This is a genomic window from Salipiger sp. IMCC34102 (genome assembly GCF_004145405.1).
Taxonomy (GTDB): Bacteria; Pseudomonadota; Alphaproteobacteria; order Rhodobacterales; family Rhodobacteraceae; genus Loktanella.
This window is the reverse complement of the sequence record NZ_SELQ01000003.1, coordinates 64,239-85,218: the sequence shown is the minus strand read 5'-3', so window position 1 is coordinate 85,218 and position 20,980 is coordinate 64,239. Positions and strand designations below refer to the sequence as shown.

Below are 20,980 nucleotides of genomic sequence, written 5' to 3'. Positions count from 1 at the left end.
AGGTCAGTGACCGGATCCGCCCTCCGGTCTTTCGGCTTCAGCTTGCCGCAGCGCCATCCTGATACCGGAACTCGCGTTCGGGATCCGGCGTCAGGTAGACGCGCGCGCCATGGGCATAGGTGCGATGTCCTTCGATCCGGGCCAGCACCGGGCCGAGGTCGGGGACCTCCACGTGCAGGATCGTGTCCGCGCCTAGCCGCTCGACATGACGCACGGTGCCCTGCCAGGTTCCGTCATCGTCGGAGACCTTCAGATGTTCGGGCCGGATGCCGTAGACCGATGCGCCCATCCGCCGGGCCACCTCGCCTTCGAAGAGGTTCATCTTGGGCGAGCCGATGAAGCCCGCCACGAAGGGGGTCGCGGGGCGTTCGTAAAGGTCCATCGGGGTGCCCACCTGCTCGATCCGGCCGGCGTTCAGCACGACGATCTTGTCGGCCATGGTCATCGCCTCGACCTGGTCGTGGGTCACGTAGATCATCGTGGCCCCCAGCCGCGCGTGCAGGTCCGTCAGTTCCAGCCGCATCTGGCTGCGCAGGGCGGCATCGAGGTTCGACAGGGGCTCGTCGAAGAGGAACACGCCCGGATCGCGCACGATGGCCCGGCCGATCGCGACCCGCTGGCGTTGCCCGCCCGACAGGGCCTTGGGCTTGCGGTCCAGGAGCGGTTCGAGCTGCAGGATCGCCGCGACCTTGTCGACCTCCGCCGCGATCTGGTCCTTGGGCATCCGTGCCAGGCTGAGGCCGAAGCCCATGTTCTCGCGCACGGTGAGGTGGGGGTAGAGCGCGTAGGACTGGAACACCATCGCGATGCCGCGCTTGGACGGCTCGGCCCGGGTCACGTCCGCCCCGCCGATCTCGATCGTGCCGGAGGTGACCTCCTCCAGCCCGGAGATCATCCGCAGCAGCGTGGACTTGCCGCAGCCCGAAGGGCCGACGAAGACGCAGAACTCGCCGTCCTCGACATCGAGGTCGACGCCCTTGATGACCTCGACCGCGCCGAAACTCTTGCGCAATGCGTTCAGGGCCACGCGTGCCATGGGTTATCCTTTCACGGCGCCGGAGGTCATGCCCGCGACGATCTGACGGTTGAAGAAGACGAACACCAGCAAGGGCGGGATCGTGATGAGCAGGATGTTCATGAACAGCAGGTTGAGCTGAGAGGTGAACTGGCTCTGGAAGTTGTAGAGCGTGAGCTGCACCGTGATGTTCTCGGCCCCCGGCAGGTAGTAGAGCGGGTGGGTGAAGTCATTGAAGATGGTGATCGACTGCACGACGATCACGGTCAGCGTCACCGGCTTCAGCAGCGGCAGGATCACCCGGAAGAAGACCTGCAGCGGCGTGGCCCCGTCGACGATGGCCGCCTCGTCCAGGTCCCGCGGGATCGACGAGATGAAGGCCCGGAACAGCAGGATGCAGAACGACAGACCATAGGCCACCTGGATCAGGATCATCCCGTGGATCGTCTTGAAGAGGTTCACCTGCTGCAGCACCCAGATCGTCGGCACCACCGCGGGCGGGATCATCAGGCCGGCGAGGGCCGTGAACTCGACGAACTTGCTGAACCGCGTGGGCCTGCGTTGCAGCACGTAGCCCACCATGGCGGCGAAGATCACCAGAAGCGTCATCGCCCCCACGGTGATGACGATGGAATTGAAGTAGGCCAGCAGCAGCGCGTAGTCGCGCACCTGCACGACCTCGACCAGGTTCGACCACAGGTGCCACTCGCTGGGCCAGGCGAAGCTGGGCTGGCTTGCCTCGGCGGGGGTCTTGGCCGCGTTGATCAGCACGAAGAGGAACGGCAGGATGAAGACAACCGTTGCCACGGCGAGCGAGGCGAGGCCGGTGAGAAGCTGGCGGCGGGTCATGCGTCAAGCTCCTTGCGGTTCAGCCACCAGGCCAGCGGCGCCACGATCAGCGCGATCAGCAGGAACAGGATGACGTTGCCCGCGGTGGACAGGCCCCAGAACCCGGCCTGGTACTGCTTGTAGATGACGCTCGCGAGCACGTCCGAGGAGAACCCCGGCCCGCCCCGCGTCATCGCCCAGACCAGATCGAAGAGCCGCAAGCCGCCGATCAGCGACAGGATCACCACGGTCGTCGTGGCGGGCCGCACCAGCGGCACGGTCACGCGCCAGAACAGCTGCCAGCGGGTCGCGCCGTCGATCCGTGCGGCCTCGTAATAGTCGGGCGCGATGGTCGACAGCCCCGCGATGTAGATCAGCGTGGCCAGACCCACGCCGCGCCAGACATCGACCAGCGCGACCGAGAAGAGCGCAAGCGACGGGTTCGTCAGCCAGCCGGGGCCGTCGATGCCGATGGCCTCCAGCCCTACGTTGATCGCGCCCTGGGTGGGATGCATCAACTCCTGGAACAGGATGCCCACGCCGATGGTGGAAACGAGCACCGGAAAGAAGACCACCGACCGCAGGAAGCCCTGCGCGAACATCCCCGAGGTCAACAGGACCGCAAGCAAGAGGCCCAGAACCGTCTTCAGAAGCGAAGTCACGAAGGCGAACATCAGCGTGTTCAACGTGCCCCGCACGAGGAACGGCTCCGAGAAGAACTGGACGTAATTGTCCCATCCCGCGAACCGTGCTTCGAACGGGTCCCAGTAAGTCAGGCTGAAGTAGAACGAGGCCACCGTGGGCACGAGGAACAGCCCCACGAAGATCACCGCCGCCGGCAGGAAGAACCAGTAGGGATAGGGGGATTTGGCGCGCATGACCGGGGCTCCGTCTAAGATCCCGGCGCGACGTCGCCGCCGCGCCGGGGTTTTCCTGGGAGGGAAAACTTACCAGTTCGGCAAGCCGAGCTGGCGTGCCTGCTTGGAGACGTCGGCATCGTAGAGCTCTGCCGCCGACTGGGCATCGCGGATGCCGGAGCCGACTTCGACGGTCAATTGCTCCAGTGCGGGTCCCTTGATCGGTGACAGATATTCAAGCGCGGGCGCCGTGCCGCCTTCCCTCTGGAAGTACGGCATCATGTCCGCAACCGAGGTCGGAACGCTGTCCGGCAAGGTGCAGCCATCGATCAGGTAGGGTCCCGTCGCGCCTACCGCCTCGGTAATGATGTCGCAGCCTTCTGTCGTCGCAACGAAGTTCAGAAAGTCCTTGGCGATATCTATGTTGTCGCCGCCACGCGCGATGTAATAGGCGGCCGGCATCCAGACGGTCAGCCCGTTTTCGTCGCTGCTGTCGCCCGGCTGCGCGAAGAAGCCGACGTCATCGAGCTTGTCGGGGTAGTTCTGTTGGATCGCGGGAATTGCGAAGGTCAGCATCGGATAATGCACGCCCTCGCCGTTGGCGACCATGCGCAAACCGTCATCGTAGTTCGCCGCGCCGAAATCCTCGTTGAAGTAGCCCGACTCGTAGGCCTCCTGCAGGCGTCCGAACCCTTCCATGGCCGCCGGCGTCGAGGCGTACTTTGCCTCGTTCGCGGTGTAGGCATCGGCGAAGCCGGGCTCTTCGGCCTGGACGTTGTAGTAATCCGCGAGCACGAGAAGCTGGCTCGTCCAGGTATCCTGATAGGTCTGGATGATTGGCGCCTTGTCGGTTTGTTCGGCGATCGCGGCATTGTTCGCCATGAAGTCGTCCCAGTTTGTGGGCACCTCCAAGCCAAGCTCTTCGTAGGTCGGCACGTGATACAGCATCCCGCCGCCCATCGCGGTCTGCGCGGGCACGCCGTAGACGTTTTGCTGATCGTCCGACACGGTCTGCGTGAAACTGTCGAGGATCTGATCGAAGTTCGCGATATCATTGATCGGCACCAGGGTGCGATCGGGCCGCAGCGCCTGCAGAAGCGAGCCAGAATTATAGAGGAAGACATCCGTCATCTCGCCCGTCGCAAGGCGCGTCTTGACGATGTTGTCGCCTTCGGACCCGCCGGGCCGTACCTCGATTGAGAAGCTCACATCGGGGTTCTGTTCGGTATAGGCTGCGGTCAGGGCCTCGGCGATCGCGACCGTGTCGGCGCTGTTGTCGACCAGAAGCGTCAGCTCCTGAGCCGCCGCACCGCTTGCACCCAATGCAAGCAACATGGCGGTGGTGGATATCAAACGTGTCGTCATTGGTCTCTCTCCCTTGTTTCCCGGCGCGGGGCCGGTCCTTTTCGCGCGATCAATCGGTCAGATCGAACGCGAACTCGTGGGTGCCCGCCCCGACGACACCGTCTCCCAGCGGTCCGTCGAGGAGGCCTTCGCAGCCCTCCGGCAAAGTCACGGTATAGGTGACGGTACGGCCGTCGAGCGTCCAACCCGCCTCGATCCGGCCCAGGCGGCAGTCGTGCCACATGGCGACGTGACCGAGCCCGGGCATCACGGTGGGGGCAAGCCGCACGCGGGCAAAGCCTGGCGCATCGGCCACGGGATGCACGCCCGCCACGTCCTCGAAGAGGAACTGGCAGACGGCCCCGTAGGCATAGTGGTTGTAGCTGTTCATCTCGGGCGAGAAGATCTCGCCGTCCGGGCCCAGGGCGTCCCAGCGCTCCCAGATCGTCGTGGCGCCCTGTTCCACCTGATAGAGCCAGCCGGGCACCTTGCGGTTGAGGAACACCTTTTCCGCCAGATCCGTCATGCCCAGTTTGGCAAGGGCGGGCAGAAGCGCCGGCGTGCCGATGAAGCCGGTCCCGATGAGGTAGTCGGCGTCCTCGATCACCCGGCGGAAGTAGCCCTTCGCCGCGTCGAGATGCGCGCCCGGGATCAGGTCATAGAGGAACGCCAGCGCGTAGGAGGTCTGGTCGTTGTGCGCCAGCCGACCGCTGGCCGAGATGTATTCCGCGGCAAAGGCCTCGCGGATCTGGTCTCCGCGGGCGTCGAGCCGCATAGCCTCGTCGTCCTCGCCGATGATGCGCGCTATGCGGGCGGCCAGATCGGTCGAGATCGCGTGGTAGATCGTGGCCGCGCAATCGTCGGCGATGGTAGGCCGCGGCTTGCGGCTGTCGCCCGTGGGCTGAAGCCAGTCGCCGAAGGTGAACCCCTTCTCGCCCCAGGTCGAATGGGGCCGGATGATCGGACCGTCAGAGATCGACCACAGGTAATCGAGCCATTTCACCATTGCCGGGAAGCATTCGCGCAGCACCGCCTCGTCGCCGTAATGCAGGTAAAGCTGCCAGGGCATGACCGTGATCACGTCACCCCAGCCGGTCGATCCGGCCCAGTCGCCGGGGGCCTTGGAATGATCGCGGTGCGTCGGGTCCGGCGTGAAGTGCGGCACGGCGCCGTCCTCGCGCTGGTCGTGCATCACGTCGCGCAGGTACTTGCGCAGGAAGGTCTCGCTGTCGGCAAGCCAGCAGGCGGTACCCGCGAAGACCTGCGCATCCCCGGTCCAGCCCAGGCGCTCGTCGCGCTGCGGGCAGTCGGTCGGCACCTCGATGAAGTTGCCGCGCTGCGACCAGATCGTGTTGAGCACCAGCCGGTTCACCTCCGGTATGGCGCACTCGAAGCCGCCCGCGAGGTCCGGCACCGAGCTTACGGGCACCGAGACGATGTCGGTGAGGGTGGCCTCGCCCTCGATGCGGACCCGCGCGTAGCGATAGCCCTGGAAGGTGAATACGGGGGACCAGGTCTCCGCCCCCTCGCCCGCCAGCGTGTAGGTCAGCGTGGCACGGGCCAGGCGGTAGTTGCGGTTGTCCCAGGATCCGTCCTGCGCCAGCACCTCTCCGAAGTCGATGGTGACCTTGGCCCCCGCCGCGCCCGTGACCTCGATGCGTGGGTAGCCCGCGACGTTCTGGCCGAAGTCGTAGACACGCGCGCCGTCCAGATCCCAGTCCTCGACCGGGGCGATGGGCGCCAGCTCCTTCACGCCGGTCGTCTCGTGCGCCACGAAGAGAGCCGGATCGGTCGCCAGTTCCGACACGCCGCCGCTGGCCTTTGCCGCGATGCGGGCGTCGTGGTCCTCGCCCCAGTAAATCCCCGACTTGGTGATCGGCAGCAGACCGCTCTCCCAACTCGCGTCCGTGGCGAGCAGAACGGAGTCGCCCTCGACGATCTCCGCCAGCGCCGCGATCCGGTCGCCCCAGGTATTCTCGATCTGGATGAAGCGCCACATCAGCGGCGAGCGATACCAGCCGTCGCCCAGCCAGATCTCGATCCGGTTCTCGCCTTCGGTCACGAGGTCCGAGATGTCGTAGCTCTGGAACGCGATCCGGTTGTCGTAGCAGGTCCAGCCGGGGGTCAGGCAGTCTTCGCCGACCCGCTGGCCGTTCACGAAAGCCAGGTAGAGCCCCTGCGCCGTCACGTGCAGCACTGGGCGGGCGTCCGCCTTGCAGGTAAAGGTCCGGGCGACGAAGCAGGCCTGCGATCCGACACCGCCATCGACCTCGGGCGCGATGAGCCGCCCCGTCCAGTCGCGCCCCGCCAACCCGTCCGCGCGTACGACCTTGGTGCCCGTGTCCAGCGCCATGAAACTTCCTCCGCTCCGGTCGGCCCCTCCTCCCGAGGGGCTTCGTAGACCGTTATACGTAAACTGTTCTACAAGCGCGATTGCGGATCAAGGGGAAATTTTCGTAAGATGCCCAAAATCTTTGCTTGGAAGGCCAGCAGCATGGCTGACGGATCGCAGAAACCGCGTGGCAAGGTCACGATCCGGCATGTGGCCGAGGATGCCGGCGTGTCCACCGCCGCGGTGTCGAAGGTGATGCGCAACGCCTACGGCGTCAGCGACGGACTGCGGGCCAAGGTGCTGAAATCCATCGATACTCTGGGGTATCGCCCCAGCACCGCGGCCCGCGGCATGCGCGGGCGCACCTATACCATCGGCGTCCTGCTGCTGGAGATGTCGAACCCCTTCCTGGCGCAGGTGGTCGATGGCTTGCAGGCCGCGCTGAAAGACTCCGGGTACAAGCTGCTGATCGGCGTGGGGCGGTCGCAGGCCACCATCGAGCGCGATCTCGTCGATTCGATGATCGACATGCAGATCGACGGCGTGGTGCTCGTCGCTCCGCGCCTCAGCGGCGAAAAGCTGGCCCCCTATGCCCGGCAGATTCCGCTGGCCGTCGTGGGTCACCACGAGCCTTCTTCGACCGCCTTCGACACCGTGAACTCCGACGATGCGGCCGGTGCGCGGCTGGCGGTCGAGGCGCTGGTCGCGAAAGGTCACCGCGACATCTGCATGGTCAGCCACCCGTCCCTCAATCCCAAGACCGACGTGGGGGCCACCCGCGAGGCAGGCTATCGTCGCGCGATGGAGGATCTCGGATTGGGCGACATGATCCGGGTCTGGTACAACGAAGGCTCGACCGGACGGGGGGACGGGCCGCTCGAAGGGGTCCTCGATCTCTCTCCCCGCCCCACCGCCGCCTTCGTCTGGAGCGATCTGGACGGCGTCGATCTGCTGGGGGCTGCCCGCAAGCGCGGGTTGCGCGTGCCCGAGGATCTGGCGCTCGTCTCCTACGACAATAACGCCATGGCGCGCCTGCCGATGGTGGATCTGTCCAGCGTGGACCAGCACGGAGAGGAGATCGGCTGCCGCGCCGCCGCCGCCCTGCTCTCGCGGCTGGAGGGCCGGCGCGAGGCGCGCCACGACGTGGTCACACCGCACCTCGTGCTGCGATCGAGCTGCTGAGGGCAGACCTTGCCGGCAAGGCACACGTGGAAGCCATCGGCCGGACGGGCGCCGCATGGAAGCGACGGAAGGTGCACGGCGTCCCACTCGATCACGACCCGTCCGGGGACAGGATCAAGCAGGACGTATCGAAAGGCGATCTGCCGGCGCGCGGCCCGGGCAGGCATGTGTCGAAGGCAGCCTGCCCGCCGGAACCGACGGCGCCCATATGGAATGCCGTGGGGTGGAGCCCGCGCCATGAAGTCGAACGGTCGACACCGGCACGGGCTCCTGCGCTAGGTTGATCCGATCAACCGCGCTGCGAGCGATCAAAACGCGAAGTTGACCCCCAGGCCAAGGCGATGGTCGTCACTGCCGCCAAACCGCCCGTCGTACCGCACCGACAGGGTCGCCGCGGGGGACAAACGCGTCTCGAGCCCCACGCCCAGCTTGAACCGCTCGTCTTCGAGAGCCGAAGCCACCGTCGAGAAGTCCTGGCCGAACGCGGTGCCTGCGAACGTCACGCCTTCGTCGCCGAAGGTACGCTCGTAGGCCGCCTCGACAACGGCGCTGACGGTCTGTTTTCCGACGTCGAAAGTGCGACCGACGCGCATGCCGATCTCGGCAATACCCTGATCGATCTCCCCCTCGTCCAGCGAGGCGAGCGGCGTCGCCCCGCCGTCGATCTCGCCAGAGACGAAGCCGAGCGCCGCATAGGGGGCCAGCAGGATCGCATCCGCATACTCGCCGCGAAGATCATGGGCATATTCGGCGCGGCCCGAGAAGAGGTGGCCGTCGCCCGCGTCGTCACCGCCCAGATCGAAGTCCAGTCCGGTGTAGGCCAGATGTCCCGTCACCTGCGACGGACCGTTGACGGAGTTTGCGTAGACACCGATCGAGAGCGCGTCGAAGTCGCCGTCGCCCGCGATACCGTCGGTGTTGCCCCGCGAGACGCCCACGGCCAAGCCCACCTGGCCGAAGCCCAGGCCGCCAAACGCCATGTCCTGTTCGACCCCGGCTGCGAGGCCCGCGAAGCTTGCGTCGAAGTCGCTGGTCAGGTCAGTCTCGCTTTCGATCTCTCCACCGAAGAGATCGACCCAGGCGCCGGTCGCCGCACCGATCGGGTTCTTCGACGACACCACGACACCACTCGCAGCCGCGGCGGCGGGGCCGGTCTGGCCGCGCGCCGACAGCAGGTCACCGAAGGCCAGAGTCGTGGCCACCGCACCTGCGGCAACCTGTGCCCGATCCTCGCCGGCCCCGTCGCGCAGAATGGCCGGAAGCGACTCTGCATCGGTGAGGATCAACTGCGTCGCATCGACGTCGTCAGCGGCGATCGCGGCATCGATGGCCGCCCCGAAAGAGGCCGTCGAGGCGCTGTCACTGGCCGCCTCGAAGGCATCCGTGGGCAAGGAGACCGAAACCCGGCCACCGGAGGCGGATCCTTGCAGCACGCCGGAATTGTTGATGGATACGTTCGTCCCGTCCTGGAAATTGGCCCCGGCGACATCGAAGCTTTGATCGCCGGACTGCGCCTTGCCTTCCACGTCGGCGGTCGAGCCGCGCTCGAAAGTCAGCCGCCCGGTGCCGTCACCGCCCGAGTCGGCATCCACTCCGGCCGTTCCACCTTCGCGAACCGTGGCCTGCCCGCCGTCGTTGGTCGAGACCCGCCCCGCGCGTCCGCCGTTTTCGACGGTAACGTTCCCACCTTCCCCGGCAGAGAAACTGTTGCCGGATTGGTCATCCGATACGTTGACCGAGGTCGATCCGCCCTCGTTCGGATCGCCCGGCGTGGTGTTGCGCCGCGTCGTGGTCTGTTCGACCCCGGTGAACTGGTTGGCGTCGAAGTTCTGCCCCGATGCAAGGGTCAGCTCGTCGTTGCCCGATCCGCCGTCGACAAGGACCCCGGGCCCTTCGACGGTGGTGGACGAATTGATCGTCGTCGAATCGTCGCCCGCGCCCATGTCGATCACCGGGTCGGCCGAGGAGCCCCGGACCGTGCCGTTGACGACCAGGGTGTCGTTCCCGCCCCCAAGCGAAATGACCGGCTCGGAGGAGCCGCCGAAGACAACGCCGTTCACCGTGACTTCGGTGCGGGTCGTGCCCCGGTCGACGATCGCCTGCGCCCCGACCGCGTCGATGTCGCCGCCTTCTTCGACCAGGATCGTGGCGGTGGTGGCGTCTTCGCCGATCAGCACGGCCTGCGATTCCGAAGAGGAGGTTTCGATCAAACCGCCGGTGCGGATCGTAAGCTCACCCCGGTTGCCCAGCACGACGCCTTGGCTGTTGGAGGAACTTGCCCCGACGGTGCCGGCGATCTCGACCGTGCCTTGGGGACCGGCAACGATGCCTGCGGAATTTCCCGATGAGATGGCGATCTCGCCGCCGGCCTCCACCAGGATCGACGCGCCGGTTCCGGTGGATTCGATGGCGTTGGAATTCGAGGAGGTCGCGCTGACGAAGCCCATGTCCCGCACCGTGATTTCGGCTTCATCCCCGGCGGCGAGGATTGCCGTGGCGGCCCCGGAAGAGGATCTCACTTCACCCGAGACGTTCACCGTGCCGCCATTGCCGCGGATCAGAACCGGATTGGAATTGCCCGATGAGGTCGTCACGAGCCCTTGCTGAAGGCCGTTCTGCTCGGTCTGCAAGGCCTCGATCGTCAGCGTCGCGTTGTCGCCGCGCAGCAGGACGGCGGTCGACTTGGAATTCTGGGTGTTGACGTTGGCACGCGGCCCGACCGTCACGGTGCTGCCCGCCCCGACGGAGATCGCGTTCGAGCCGCCGCCGCCGGTGGTCACCGTTCCCAGCACGTCGACCGTGGCGCGGCGTCCGGTGTCGATCGCGTTCGATGCCTCGCCCGAGGTCGCGACCCGACCGCCGACCGTGATCTGCGCGTTGTTGCCGACCGTGATCGCCGCCGCGCTATCGCCCGAGGTCTGCACGGGACGGTTGGAGGCACTGTCGATGTCGATGATGGCACCGTTGCCCAAAAGCACCGCTTCGTCGCCCGTCACCGAGATGCCACCCGACGGCGCGTTGATATTCAGCGTCACGCCGGCGGCATCCGGACCGAGGATCGAATCCGTTTCGAGATTGCTGTCGCAGTCGATGACGTCGCCTGCATCGGGACTCGACGCGGTGCCCGTTCCGGTTGTGACGACACATTGCGCTGTCGCGAAGGACGGGGCGACACAGGCCAGTGCCAAGGCAGACACATGGGAAAGTAGCGAATTACGGGACATTTGGGGGACCTCGAGGGCAAATGGAATTGACCAAAAGCGGAAGACAACAGGGAAACGGTACAGCAAACTTGAAGTGGATGACCATTTAGCAACCTAAGGGAGTATTGCGCCCTCCAAGGTGCGAGTCCATCGGTTGCATGAAGAATAACGGACCGCGTTGCCGAGCGTGTCATTCCGGAGTGTTCGACCTTTCCGGTCGGGCCTCATCCTCGTGTGGGCGGGCTTGGGGCATCGGACATGACACTAGGTGTTCTGCGGACCGGCATTTCCTGATCCGACGGCTTCTCCACCCCTCGGACGGTCGTATCGCGCGGGGTCGATCGCCGGGGCGCGGGCACGGACGAATATCGGCGAGAGACTTCGGCAAACACCATACTGGACGCGTTATCCGGGGCTGTCGGGCGGATGGTAAGCCTTTCGGGTATCTATTCTTCGGTCTGGGTATAGGTATAGTCGCCACCCCCCTCTTTCGGCCCATCGAGCGTCAACGACAGATGCTGTCCGTTGCCTCTTTGCGTGATCGTGACGGCATAGCCTTCGCCCGTTTGCGTTAGATCGACGGTATTGTTCTCGCCGACCTGGTTGATGGTCACCTCAAGATTCCGCCCCTCCTGTTTCAGGACGGTTTCGTTGCCCTGGCCATCTTGCTTTTGGGTCACGGTCAGCCCGCCGTTATCACGCGCCGTGCTTTCGATTCTGCTTGAATTGTCCGCCCCGACTTGCCGAATACTGGCTTTCGTATTGGGTCCGGGCCCGGAGAAGGTCAATTCGGCCACCGAGGTTTCGCCATCTTGCGCAATCTGTGCGGTGCGCGATGTGCCGGCCCCCTCGATCAGGATCCGCGCCTCGTGCCCCCCTGCGCCCCCCTGATCTATGTCAGCCTCGTCCGTGCCGTCGGTGGGGCTTCCGTTGGACATCTCGATCCGTGCCGTGTTGTCGCTGGACGTCTGATCGATGGACCCCACGCTTCCACCGGTTCGCGCGAGAATGCGCGCATCGTTTCCCGAAGCATCCGATCCGGTCGATATCTGAGACTTGCCGGAAGCCTCCTCGCCGCTTTGCACGATCTCGGCAAGATTCTCCTCGCCGTTGAGCGTGAGGGAGGCTTCCAGTGCCGCGCCGGATTGAGAAATGCGCCCCTCGGTCATGCGGCCCGGTTGCGCGAGACTGGCGGTGCTCCCCGTGCTTCCGGTGTCACCGCTTTGCTCGATGACACCATTGTTGCCAGTCTGGGCCTGATCGATGTCGGCCGTGTTCAGCCCCCGCTCACCACCTTGACGAAGCTGGGCCTCGTTCTTGCCTTCGGAAGCCGACTGATCGATGGACCCGATGTTTGCGCCGCCGCTGCCGGACTGGTCGAGCGTTGCCACATTGTCGCGTCCGGCCTGATCGATATCGGCTTCGTGGCCGCCGGTGCCGGTTTGGCCCACCTTTGCAAGATTGGTGCGACCATCCTGATCCACGGCGGCCTTCTGGGCAACGCCCTCCTGCTCGACGCCGGTCTCGTTCGATGTGCCCGGTTGCGCGATGGTGACCAGATGTCCCGTACCGCCCGCATTGCGGGTCTGAAGGATGTCTGCCGTATTGGAATTCCCGCTTTGGTCGACGTCGATTTCGTCGGTTCCGGTGCCTGCCTCGATCGCCTGCTCAAGCCTGGCCGTGTTGCCATGACTGTCGTCGGTCGACTGGTCGACAGCCGCCACGCTGCCGCCGCCCGATCCGCCTTGGACCAGATCGGCCAGTTGGTTCTCGCCCGTTTGATCGACGTCCGCCTTGTTGCCGCCTCCGGAGCCGTCTTGTTGCACATTGGCCTCGAGGGCGGTCGAGTCCTCGCCTTCCTGTCCGACTTGCAGGATGTTCCCACCCGCGCCCGACTGGTTGCCATTAACGACATTCCCGGAGCCGCTCTGGTCGGCCGTGGCGGACTGCCCTTCACCGTCCGTGGTGTCGCGCCGTTGTTGAAGTTCGACGCGATGATCAGCCCCGGACTGCGCGACGGTCGCGGCATGCCTTCCGCCCACGCCGCCTTGCTCGATCGTCGCGCGGTGCCCGGATCCCGTGACATCGACGTCGGCTTCGCTCGGTTGGTCGCCATCCTGCAGAATCCGACCGGAGCGGCCCTCGCCCGATTTCGCCGAATAGGAGGCCTTGTGGCCAGCGCCCGTCTGGCTGATCCGGCCATCGTCGTCGCGGGCGTCCATCAAGGACACCTCGGCGGCAAGTCGAAGGCCGGTTTGCGAAACCTCGCTCTGCAACGCCTCGCCCGACAGCTTCTGGGTCTGTTCGTTCGTCCCCTGGTCGGACTGGGTAGGGGTTTCCTGGTCTTCGTCCCGGTTCCTCCCTCCGGAGGCCTCCGTTACCTGCAGCCCGATCGAGCGCAGGCTTGATCCATTCTGCTCGATGACGGCCGTGCCGCCATCGCCGCGCTGGACGATCAGCGCTTCGGCGTGGTTCGCCTCGGCGCCGCTTTCCCCTTGCAAGATGCGCGCGGTGGCATCGTTCGTCCCGGCGTCTTCGCCCGTGGCCTGCCGGATCGCCGCACGGTTGTCCCTGCCCGCCTGCGACAGGTGCGCTTCGGACCCACTGCCGTCCTGGTAGATGGCCGCACCGTCGGGCTCTATGTAGATTTCGCTGCCGTCGAAGAACGTGTAGTTTGCCGCGCCATCGAAATTGGACAAGGGTCCGTTTCTCGCATCGGGGTCCTGCTGGACGCTCACGGTGCTGTTGTTGCGGGTCTCCTCGTCGGCCTGCACGACCGGAAGGCCCTGGGCCCGGGCGCCCGTGGCGGCGGACAGGGCAAAGGCGACGAAAGCAAGCTTGTACATCGATTTACTCCGAACTGGACTTGCTGGGGGCGAAATTGCCGATCGGACCGTCGAGTTTCCTGTCCCAGAAATCGCGGCAGAACGTCTCGAAGCGCAGGCCGAGGGCATGGAAGTCGCGCGCGTCGGCCCATTCGTCGCGCGGCGCGTCGTCGTCATCGGCACCGTCTTCCGCGTCGCGACCTTCGGCGTCCTCGTTCTCGTCGGAATTGTCCTCGTCATCGTCCTCCTCGGCGCCGTCCTCCTCCTCGTCGTCACTCTCCTTTGTCTTCTTGTCTTTCTTGTCGTCGCCCTCGCTCTTCTCGCCGTCCTCCTTGCCTTTCTTGTCGTCCTCCTTGCCCTTTTTGCCGTCGTTCTTGCCTTTCTTGTCGTCGTTCTCATTCTCCTCCGCGTCGTCGTCCTGCTCGGCCTTGCTCTTGCCACTCCCACCCTGGCCGTCCTCGTCGTCCTGCGTATCCGCGGTGGGACCGAGCAACGTCTGAATGCGCTCGTATTGCGCGATCCGTTCGGCATGACGCTCGCGTTGCGCCCGCACCAGATCGAGCACGTCGGAAGGGGTCACGATGCCCGCGAAGTAAAGGCGCAGCATACCGGGATCGCTCATGGGATCGCGCAGCCATGTGCGCAGGGCCGCTTCCCCGGCGGGCGTGATGGTAAAGGATTTTCGCGGACGTCCGTGCGTGCGCTCGGGCTGCTCGTAAAGCAATCCGGCTGCCGCCAGTCGCGTGCTTTCGGAATAGAACGGGTCGCGATCCTGGTCCGCGTAGCTGTCGGCATCGTGTTGGCGCACGGATGCGACCATGTAGATGATCAACAGGGCGATTATCGCGACGATAAGAATGAGGACAAGCATGTGCGGGGCTCCCTAGACGGCGATCGCGACGGTCGAGATCAGCTGGCTGAGTTCGGGTTCAGAGAACGTCCGACTGAGCCAGGGCCAAACCAGCGCGACGCAGATCCAGCCGAACAGGAGGGCGAGCAGTAGCAGGCCGATGAAGCCCTGGTTGCGGATTTTCATGTGGCGATCTCCTTGAAGTATTTCTCTTTCTGGGTCTCCGCGCGTTCGGCGTTGATCTTTTGGTCGGTCGCGATCTCGTCCCAGAACTCCAGGCAGGCGCGCTCGAACTCGATCCCGACGCGCGTGGCCGCAAGCGCGTAGCGCCACTCGGGCCGGTTCACGACCAGCTCCTCGATCCGCTCGTATTCGGCCAGGCGCGACCGGTGCTGGCTGGTGCGGCCATCGACGATCTGATCGGCGTCGAACGTCTTCACCAGCCCGCCGAAATGCGCCGAGAGAAACCCCGGATCGTTGGTGGGCTCGCGCAACCAGGCGCGCAAACCGGCCTCTCCCGCCGGGGTGACGGTATAGGTGTGCTTTTCCTCCCCGCTGCGGTCTCGCTGAGAGAAGATGAGCCCGGCTTTCACCAGCTCGTCGGGTTCGGAATAGAAGGGCTGCCGGTCCTGGTCGAAGTACGAGTTCGCATCAAACCTGCGCAGGGCCGCGATCAGCACGCTGGCCAGCAGGATGACGAGCCCCACGATAAGGATGATATCGAGCATGAAGAACCTTTCCGTTCAGTTGTCGGGACTTGGCGGCGGGGTCGTGGCGGTCGCCGACGTTCCCAGGATGGCTTCGACCGCCTCCTGAAGGCTGTCGCGCATCAGGACGCGGTCGCCCATTACCAGGACCACCTTCTTGAGCTCCGGCAGGCTGGCGAGCTGTGCGCCCAGCAGGGTCGAAACCTCGGACTTGTCCGCCTGCACGAAGAGCGGCTGCACGTAGAGCACGGTATCACCGAGCGGCAGTGTGATCAGGCGACCGCGGGAGACGCGCGACCCCGACTGCATCCGCAAGGTGATCCAGGCGGAAATCTCCGTGTCCTGGTCGATGCGCGCCTGTGCCTGCGCCGGACCGAGGACCGTCTTCGTCGGGGGGAGTGCATAGGATATCAGCTCCCCCATGCGATCGCCGTCGCTCAATCCCGCTAGGTAGCCGGTCAGTAGGTTGCGGTTCTCCGGGCTGAAGGTCTGGACAATCGCGAACTGCTCTTCGTCATCGCCGGGGAACCGCGTCTGCAGCCAATAGGGCCGCATATCGGCGCGGCGCTGGTCTTCGTGACCGGTCTGGCGCTCGGCGCGGTCCGAGATGAACGAGGTGTCGGGCGGGATCCGCCAAGCGGCCTCGCGAGAGTAATAGGCTTCCGGCGTGATCATGTGGTAATCGGACCAGATCGTGGCCTGGATACGGAAAAGGTCCTGAGGATAGCGAAAATGCGCCCGCAGTGTCTCGCTTGCCTCGGACATCGGCACGTAGCTATCCGGAAAGACCTTCTTCCAGCTTTGCAGGACGCGATCGTCGGGATCGACCACGTAAAGTGTGACGGTGCCGTCGTAGGCGTCCACCACAGCCTTCACGCTGCCGCGCAGGTAGTTGGCCGTGCCGGCGAGGCCCGCGTCGTCGGCAAGGAATTCGTCGGGCAGAAGCCCGCCGTCCTGCTTGGGTTGCGTCACCTGCGTCAGGGACGTCAGGTTCACCCGCCGCGAGTAGGGCATCATGTCCGAAACCGTGTAGCAGTCCACGATCCATTTGATGCGGCCATCGAGGACCACGGGGTAAGGATCTCTGTCGACTTTCAGGTAAGGCGCGACCCGGGCGATCCGGTCCCGCACGTTGCGGTGGAAAAGCACCTTGTTGTCGGCATCGAGAAGACGGGTCAAACCCAGCCGAAGATCCCAAAGGCGCAGCGCGAACGACAGGCGGTGAAAGACGTTGCGCATGACCACGCCCCCTTCTCCGCTGTAGTTGTTGAAACGGAATCCGACCCGGTCGCGCGCGCATTCCTCCGAAGTGTTCTCGGGGCTGGCTTCGGGGCCCGTCCCCGCCGGGCTCAAGGCGTCGACGATCGGGTTCGGGTCCGAGGGATCGTCGATGTAATCCTCCGGGCAGCGCCGGTCGTTGGCCTGGGCGTTGGCGGCGTTGTCATCCGGCACGACCGGCGTCAGTTTCTCGTTGCGCGCATTCGGCGGCAGGGGACGGTCGAGTTCCAGCGTGTCGGTATCGACGAAGGCGAAGCCCGTCGTCCGCTCCCCGTAGTAGATGCGCGGGTTGCGCGCGACCAGTTCGGGCACGCCCTGCACCGGCATGTCGTAGGTCAGAAAAACCGGCATTCCCGCCGCGGTAGAGGCCGTCACGTCCGCGGCCACCACTCCCGATCCGTGGCTCAGGATCATCCGTTGCGTCTGCCAGCGGCGCGATCCTTCGGGAAGCCGCGCGATGTTGACCTCGCGTGCGCCGACGAGGACGGGCGTCTGCCTGCCGTCGATGACGTATCGGTCGAAGTCGATGTTCGGAAACTCGTAGTAGCTGCGCAGCGCCTGCATTTCCTCGAAGTTGATCTGGATCGTGTCGGAGTCCCAAAGCCGCAGGTTCGCGAAATCGTCGCGGTACTCCTCGAGATCTCCCGGGACAGGCGACCGACCGGTGATCGTCCGCCGATCCACGCTGTCCAGCCCGAACCCGTAGCGCGTGAACTCCAGGTGATCCTCGATGAAGGAGGACTCCCGCTCCAGCTCCTGCGGCTCCACGATCAGAAGCTGGTAGATGTTGGGATAGAAGCGCGCCGCCGCGAGGCCGATCAGGAACAACCAGACCAGCGCGATCGTGGGCAAAATCCAGCCGGGCTTTCGGATGTTGACCTGGAACAGCACGAAGCCCGTGACCACGCCGGAAGCGACGAACTTGTAGGCCACGAGGCTTGCGTTGGAATCCGTGAACCCCAGTCCGGTGATCACGCCGCGGTCGGAGTAACTGAGCATGTGAAGCTCGATCAGCAGCCGCCATCCCAGCATCGCCATCAGCATCATCAGCATCAGCGAGAAGTGGATGTTGACCGGAACCGGCAACTTGCTGCCAGGGGCCTGGGGGCGGATACCGCCGAAAATGTAGCTGGTGATCGCGCACAGAACCAGCGTGACCAGCAGCCCGATGAAGGCCCAGCGGTTGATCAGGGCGTAGAACGGCAGATCGAACATGAAATAGCTCAGGTCGCGATCGAACTGCGGATCGACCCGGCCCCATTCCACCCCGTTGGCCCAAAGGAGGTAGGTCTGCCAGTGGATATAGGTCTGCAGCGCGATCAGAAGACCGCAAACGATCCCCACGATCACCGTGAGAGGCTTGAAGAAAGGCGTGATCGCCCGACGCCACCGATCGACGGTCCGCTCGTCGTCCGAGATCACGCGATCGGCCGGCGCGAGAATGCGCGCCAGCGACATGTTGGCGACGACGAAGAGCGTCATGGTCAGGAAAGGGAACATCCCCATCCAGAACATCGTCGTGTACATGGTGAACAGGACGTCGAAATACCCGATCGCCCGATACCAGAGGATCTCGGTATAGGCCCAGATCGACAACAGGAACGCGATGACCGCCAAGATCGAACCCACGATGTAGAACAGAACCTTGCGGCTCAGGCCGGCTATGAGCCAGGTGAAGAATCCGATGACCGTGCTCATAGGTACACCGGTGGTTCGCCACGCAGGGCCCGCCGCGATCTCATGACCGAGACCCTGATCTCCGAGCGATCGCAGTCGTCGGTCATGGCGTTCAGGCAAAGCTGCTCGACCCGCGTGACCTGCGCTGCGACCGCGCTCTTGTGCCGGACCGACCGGGCGGCATAGGCTAGGTCGTGTAGCAGCCCCAGCAGGGCCTTGCCCACCATGACGTCGTCCGGCGCGGCGCGGCTGATCGATCCCACGGCATCGCCGAGGTAGTCCGCAAAACTTCTTTCCGGCACGACGACCCTGAGTTCGCCATCGTCGTCGCAGAAGTGTCGTGTGCGGGGGTTTCCGCGGGCCAGTTCGCTCATCACGCCCTCGATCGCCCGGATCGACATGCAGGCCGTCGTGGGATCGTTGACGGCCGTCGACAGCGATCGCAGGGCAATGTCGATCAACTGGATGATGCCGAACCCGAAATCGCTTCGGAAGGTTCGCTCGTTGCCAAGTTGAATGATCTTCCGGATCCTCTTGTCCAGGCGCTCCATGCAATCCGATCTGGGCTTGGCGTCCCCTTTCCAGATCCAGGCGATGGGCGTTCCCGCAGCAAGGGTATCGCCATTCAGCACGACGAAGCAGACCACCACCCCTTCGGATTTCGCCGTCTCGACCAACCCGCTGCCGTCGAGGTTCTGCAAGGTGCCCACGACCGGGCAGAACAATGGCGCCGCGTGATCGGGAATGATCGGCATCTCGGCGAACTCGACCGAGGGATCGTGGCGTCGCTGCCGCCTGCGCAACGTGCTGACGGTTTCCTCACGGATGTGGTCGAGCACCATTTCAACCCGCATCGAGTGAACGGTGTGATGGATGAAATGGATGAACGCCGCGACGCAGAAGATGGCGGCAAGAAAGCAGGCCGTGACCGCGAAGGTGGGGACGAAGTCGCTCGCCGCGCCGATCGACCGGACGATCGACAGGCTGAACACGAAGGTGAACACGAAGATCCCCAAAACCACCTGGGTCGTCATGTCGCGCAGGAACTGCGCGGGCAGACGGGGCGAGTACTGCGACCCCGCGACCTGGAGCACCACGATCATGATCGAGAAGACCAACGTGACGACCGACAGCGAACTGTTGGCGACGGTCTGCACCATGTCGCGCGCGCCCGATGGCCCCGACGTCGTCAGCAGTCCGCCGAAACGGATGGGCGTCGTGTAATCCAGGGTGCTGGTCCAGCGCGCCAGGAGCAATGCGGCGATTGTCGCCAAGGCCGGCACGATCCAGAAGGCATCCAGCAGGAACACCCGGATCCGGCCGAGCACCGTCGGGATATGAAACGACGACCCGATCATTGCTCGGCACTCTCGGAAGAGGTCGACTGCAGGGATTGCGGACGCTCACGCGGTCCGCTGGCCAGAACCGCCCAGACAGACCTGCGACCCGGGCGAACCCGTTCGGAGTAGCCCAGGTCGTCCCGTACGGCGCGCTTGAAGTCATGAAGCCTGAGCGTGATCGGCAACCAGGAGAGGTAGCGGTCATACAGTTGCTCGACGTCATCGGTATCCTCCACGCCCGTCGCGATCTGCACCGCGCGACATTCGGCGAGGAACTCGTCCAGCCAGGGATCGCGAAGGGCCCGGCGAGAGGCGCAGGCCGTCGCGAAGGCCCGGGCCGACATCGGCGCGATCACGGTTCGGCGGTGGATCGGAACGTAGCGATCCTGCAGATCCTCGATCAGGTCCTCCAGCGTTGCTTCCAACGCGCCCAAGTTGGCGCTTCGGCGGGCCGGATGGTCCCCGGGAAGCCCCCAGTTCAACCCGGTCACGACGCGTCTGAGCGCCGACAACGTATCCGGCAGCCCGCGCTCGATGTGCAGGGGCCGGAAATAGTAGAGGATCGGGTAGCGCCGCAGCCCTTCGTGAAGCGCAGACAGCCCGGAATCCAACCGATCGAGCCAGGGTTCCAGTTCGCGCGCTTCGCCCTTGTCGAAATGCCTTTTGAGCGCGTCGATGGGCTCTCCGCTGCGTGGAATGCGCGCCCGCAGGTAAGCAACGAACACGTTGTAGCTGAGAACCGCTCCGTGAACGCTCAGGAAATAAGTCAAGACGAGCGTCAAGATCAGATTTCCGAGAATTGCCTCGAATGCGACAGTCAGCGAATATGGCATATTCGATGGACTGATTTCCACGAAACCGATCGTCGAAATGGAAACCACGCTCAACCGAAAAGCATCGGGCAATTCAGGTCGAGAATGCTCCCCTGATACGACGTGGCTCAAGTTTCCCGGCAAGAGGCCGCCGTAATAGATCAACGTGAAGCCCACCACGATGCCGATCAGCCAAATGAAAATCATGACCGGAATCATCAGCGGGGCCCCGAGCGCCAGCATCTGGTGTCGCGCAATGGGCGGAAGAAGCAGGGAAAAATGCCTCCATACCCACCAGAATCCTCTGTAGATGCGGCTGGAGATCATGCTCAACCCATTGGCGTCGAGCACGGTCAGAAAGATATCGAGCAAAACGATTCCAACCAGGAGAATCCCGGTAGCTGCGATAATCACTGGGCGAATACCTATTCAGAGGTTCGGATTAAAGCTCCTCGGCGACCACAATCAGCCGCAGATCGTAACGCTCAAGATACCGAGTCCGAGCATTGGGAATTTTCAGGCAATAGACAAGCTTTCCCGCCAAGAATTGCGATTCTCAGCCGAAACGCTCGGCGATTGATTCCATCCAAGCGCAAATGACGCCCCGAACCACCGATTGATTCCATCCACTCGACATTCGTGATCGCGGATCCTCTTGGCTGCCGGCCACTCGGACGTGATTCCACCACCGTGATTCGCGCTTTGCGTGTAACTCGGCAGGCTCGGCCCG

14 protein-coding genes are annotated in these 20,980 nt (G+C 64.4%); 1 reads left to right on the top strand and 13 read right to left on the bottom strand.

Annotation, left to right across the window (positions count from 1 at the left end; all coding sequences use genetic code 11):
* Positions 1–37 precede the first annotated feature (37 nt).
* The 5 genes from EU805_RS08060 to EU805_RS08040 form a co-directional block, all read right to left on the bottom strand.
* Complete coding sequence (locus EU805_RS08060) at positions 38–1,036, bottom strand: ABC transporter ATP-binding protein (protein ID WP_129763460.1); 999 nt, start codon at positions 1,034–1,036, stop codon at positions 38–40.
* Between the two features lie 3 nt (positions 1,037–1,039).
* Entirely contained in the window at positions 1,040–1,864 is an 825-nt protein-coding gene (locus tag EU805_RS08055; RefSeq protein WP_129763459.1) for a carbohydrate ABC transporter permease, read from the bottom strand.
* Positions 1,861–2,721 (bottom strand): carbohydrate ABC transporter permease, encoded by an 861-nt coding sequence (locus EU805_RS08050; RefSeq protein ID WP_129763458.1) that lies wholly within the window; start codon positions 2,719–2,721, stop codon positions 1,861–1,863. The genes EU805_RS08055 and EU805_RS08050 overlap by 4 nt, the downstream gene beginning before the upstream one ends.
* Before the next feature lie 69 nt (positions 2,722–2,790).
* Complete coding sequence (locus tag EU805_RS08045; RefSeq protein WP_129763457.1) at positions 2,791–4,065, bottom strand: ABC transporter substrate-binding protein; 1,275 nt, start codon at positions 4,063–4,065, stop codon at positions 2,791–2,793.
* Between the two features lie 49 nt (positions 4,066–4,114).
* Positions 4,115–6,397: an alpha-L-rhamnosidase gene (locus EU805_RS08040; RefSeq protein ID WP_129763456.1), complete on the bottom strand. Its 2,283-nt coding sequence runs from the start codon at positions 6,395–6,397 to the stop codon at positions 4,115–4,117.
* A gap of 141 nt (positions 6,398–6,538) precedes the next feature.
* Here EU805_RS08040 and EU805_RS08035 point away from each other — a divergent pair, with 141 nt between their 5' ends.
* Positions 6,539–7,558: a LacI family DNA-binding transcriptional regulator gene (locus EU805_RS08035; RefSeq protein ID WP_129763455.1), complete on the top strand. Its 1,020-nt coding sequence runs from the start codon at positions 6,539–6,541 to the stop codon at positions 7,556–7,558.
* Between the two features lie 308 nt (positions 7,559–7,866).
* Here EU805_RS08035 and EU805_RS08030 read toward each other — a convergent pair whose 3' ends face one another.
* The 8 genes from EU805_RS08030 to EU805_RS08000 all read right to left on the bottom strand — a co-directional run bounded on the left by EU805_RS08030 (position 7,867) and on the right by EU805_RS08000 (position 20,622).
* Positions 7,867–10,782, bottom strand: a complete 2,916-nt coding sequence (locus EU805_RS08030; protein WP_129763454.1) for an autotransporter domain-containing protein — start codon at positions 10,780–10,782, stop codon at positions 7,867–7,869.
* A 425-nt stretch (positions 10,783–11,207) separates the two neighbouring features.
* Entirely contained in the window at positions 11,208–13,607 is a 2,400-nt protein-coding gene (locus EU805_RS08025) for a hypothetical protein (protein ID WP_129763453.1), read from the bottom strand.
* A 4-nt stretch (positions 13,608–13,611) separates the two neighbouring features.
* Positions 13,612–14,457, bottom strand: a complete 846-nt coding sequence (locus EU805_RS08020) for a PadR family transcriptional regulator (protein WP_129763452.1) — start codon at positions 14,455–14,457, stop codon at positions 13,612–13,614.
* Positions 14,458–14,469: 12 nt separating this feature from the next.
* The gene (locus EU805_RS17425; protein WP_165351913.1) at positions 14,470–14,622 is read right to left on the bottom strand and encodes a hypothetical protein; all 153 of its coding nucleotides are present in this window, start codon (positions 14,620–14,622) and stop codon (positions 14,470–14,472) included.
* Entirely contained in the window at positions 14,619–15,164 is a 546-nt protein-coding gene (locus EU805_RS08015; protein ID WP_129763451.1) for a hypothetical protein, read from the bottom strand. Before EU805_RS08015 ends, EU805_RS17425 begins: the two co-directional genes overlap by 4 nt.
* 15 nt (positions 15,165–15,179) lie before the next feature.
* Entirely contained in the window at positions 15,180–18,119 is a 2,940-nt protein-coding gene (locus EU805_RS08010) for a UPF0182 family protein (protein WP_129763450.1), read from the bottom strand.
* Entirely contained in the window at positions 18,116–19,456 is a 1,341-nt protein-coding gene (locus EU805_RS08005; protein ID WP_129763449.1) for a DUF2254 domain-containing protein, read from the bottom strand. Before EU805_RS08005 ends, EU805_RS08010 begins: the two co-directional genes overlap by 4 nt.
* Positions 19,453–20,622, bottom strand: coding sequence for a two pore domain potassium channel family protein (locus EU805_RS08000; protein ID WP_129763448.1), 1,170 nt, complete (start codon positions 20,620–20,622; stop codon positions 19,453–19,455). The genes EU805_RS08005 and EU805_RS08000 overlap by 4 nt, the downstream gene beginning before the upstream one ends.
* Positions 20,623–20,980 lie beyond the last annotated feature (358 nt).

What these genes read in the sequence shown, in the direction of transcription:
- EU805_RS08025 (WP_129763453.1), bottom strand. Translation starts at nt 13,607, where the DNA reads ATGTACAAGCTTGCTTTCGTCGCCTTTGCCCTGTCCGCCGCCACGGGC.
- EU805_RS08040 (WP_129763456.1), bottom strand. Translation starts at nt 6,397, where the DNA reads ATGGCGCTGGACACGGGCACCAAGGTCGTACGCGCGGACGGGTTGGCG.
- EU805_RS08005 (WP_129763449.1), bottom strand. Translation starts at nt 19,456, where the DNA reads ATGATCGGGTCGTCGTTTCATATCCCGACGGTGCTCGGCCGGATCCGG.
- EU805_RS08015 (WP_129763451.1), bottom strand. Translation starts at nt 15,164, where the DNA reads ATGCTCGATATCATCCTTATCGTGGGGCTCGTCATCCTGCTGGCCAGC.
- EU805_RS08050 (WP_129763458.1), bottom strand. Translation starts at nt 2,721, where the DNA reads ATGCGCGCCAAATCCCCCTATCCCTACTGGTTCTTCCTGCCGGCGGCG.
- EU805_RS17425 (WP_165351913.1), bottom strand. Translation starts at nt 14,622, where the DNA reads ATGAAAATCCGCAACCAGGGCTTCATCGGCCTGCTACTGCTCGCCCTC.
- EU805_RS08060 (WP_129763460.1), bottom strand. Translation starts at nt 1,036, where the DNA reads ATGGCACGCGTGGCCCTGAACGCATTGCGCAAGAGTTTCGGCGCGGTC.
- EU805_RS08055 (WP_129763459.1), bottom strand. Translation starts at nt 1,864, where the DNA reads ATGACCCGCCGCCAGCTTCTCACCGGCCTCGCCTCGCTCGCCGTGGCA.
- EU805_RS08020 (WP_129763452.1), bottom strand. Translation starts at nt 14,457, where the DNA reads ATGCTTGTCCTCATTCTTATCGTCGCGATAATCGCCCTGTTGATCATC.
- EU805_RS08035 (WP_129763455.1), top strand. Translation starts at nt 6,539, where the DNA reads ATGGCTGACGGATCGCAGAAACCGCGTGGCAAGGTCACGATCCGGCAT.
- EU805_RS08010 (WP_129763450.1), bottom strand. Translation starts at nt 18,119, where the DNA reads ATGAGCACGGTCATCGGATTCTTCACCTGGCTCATAGCCGGCCTGAGC.
- EU805_RS08045 (WP_129763457.1), bottom strand. Translation starts at nt 4,065, where the DNA reads ATGACGACACGTTTGATATCCACCACCGCCATGTTGCTTGCATTGGGT.
- EU805_RS08030 (WP_129763454.1), bottom strand. Translation starts at nt 10,782, where the DNA reads ATGTCCCGTAATTCGCTACTTTCCCATGTGTCTGCCTTGGCACTGGCC.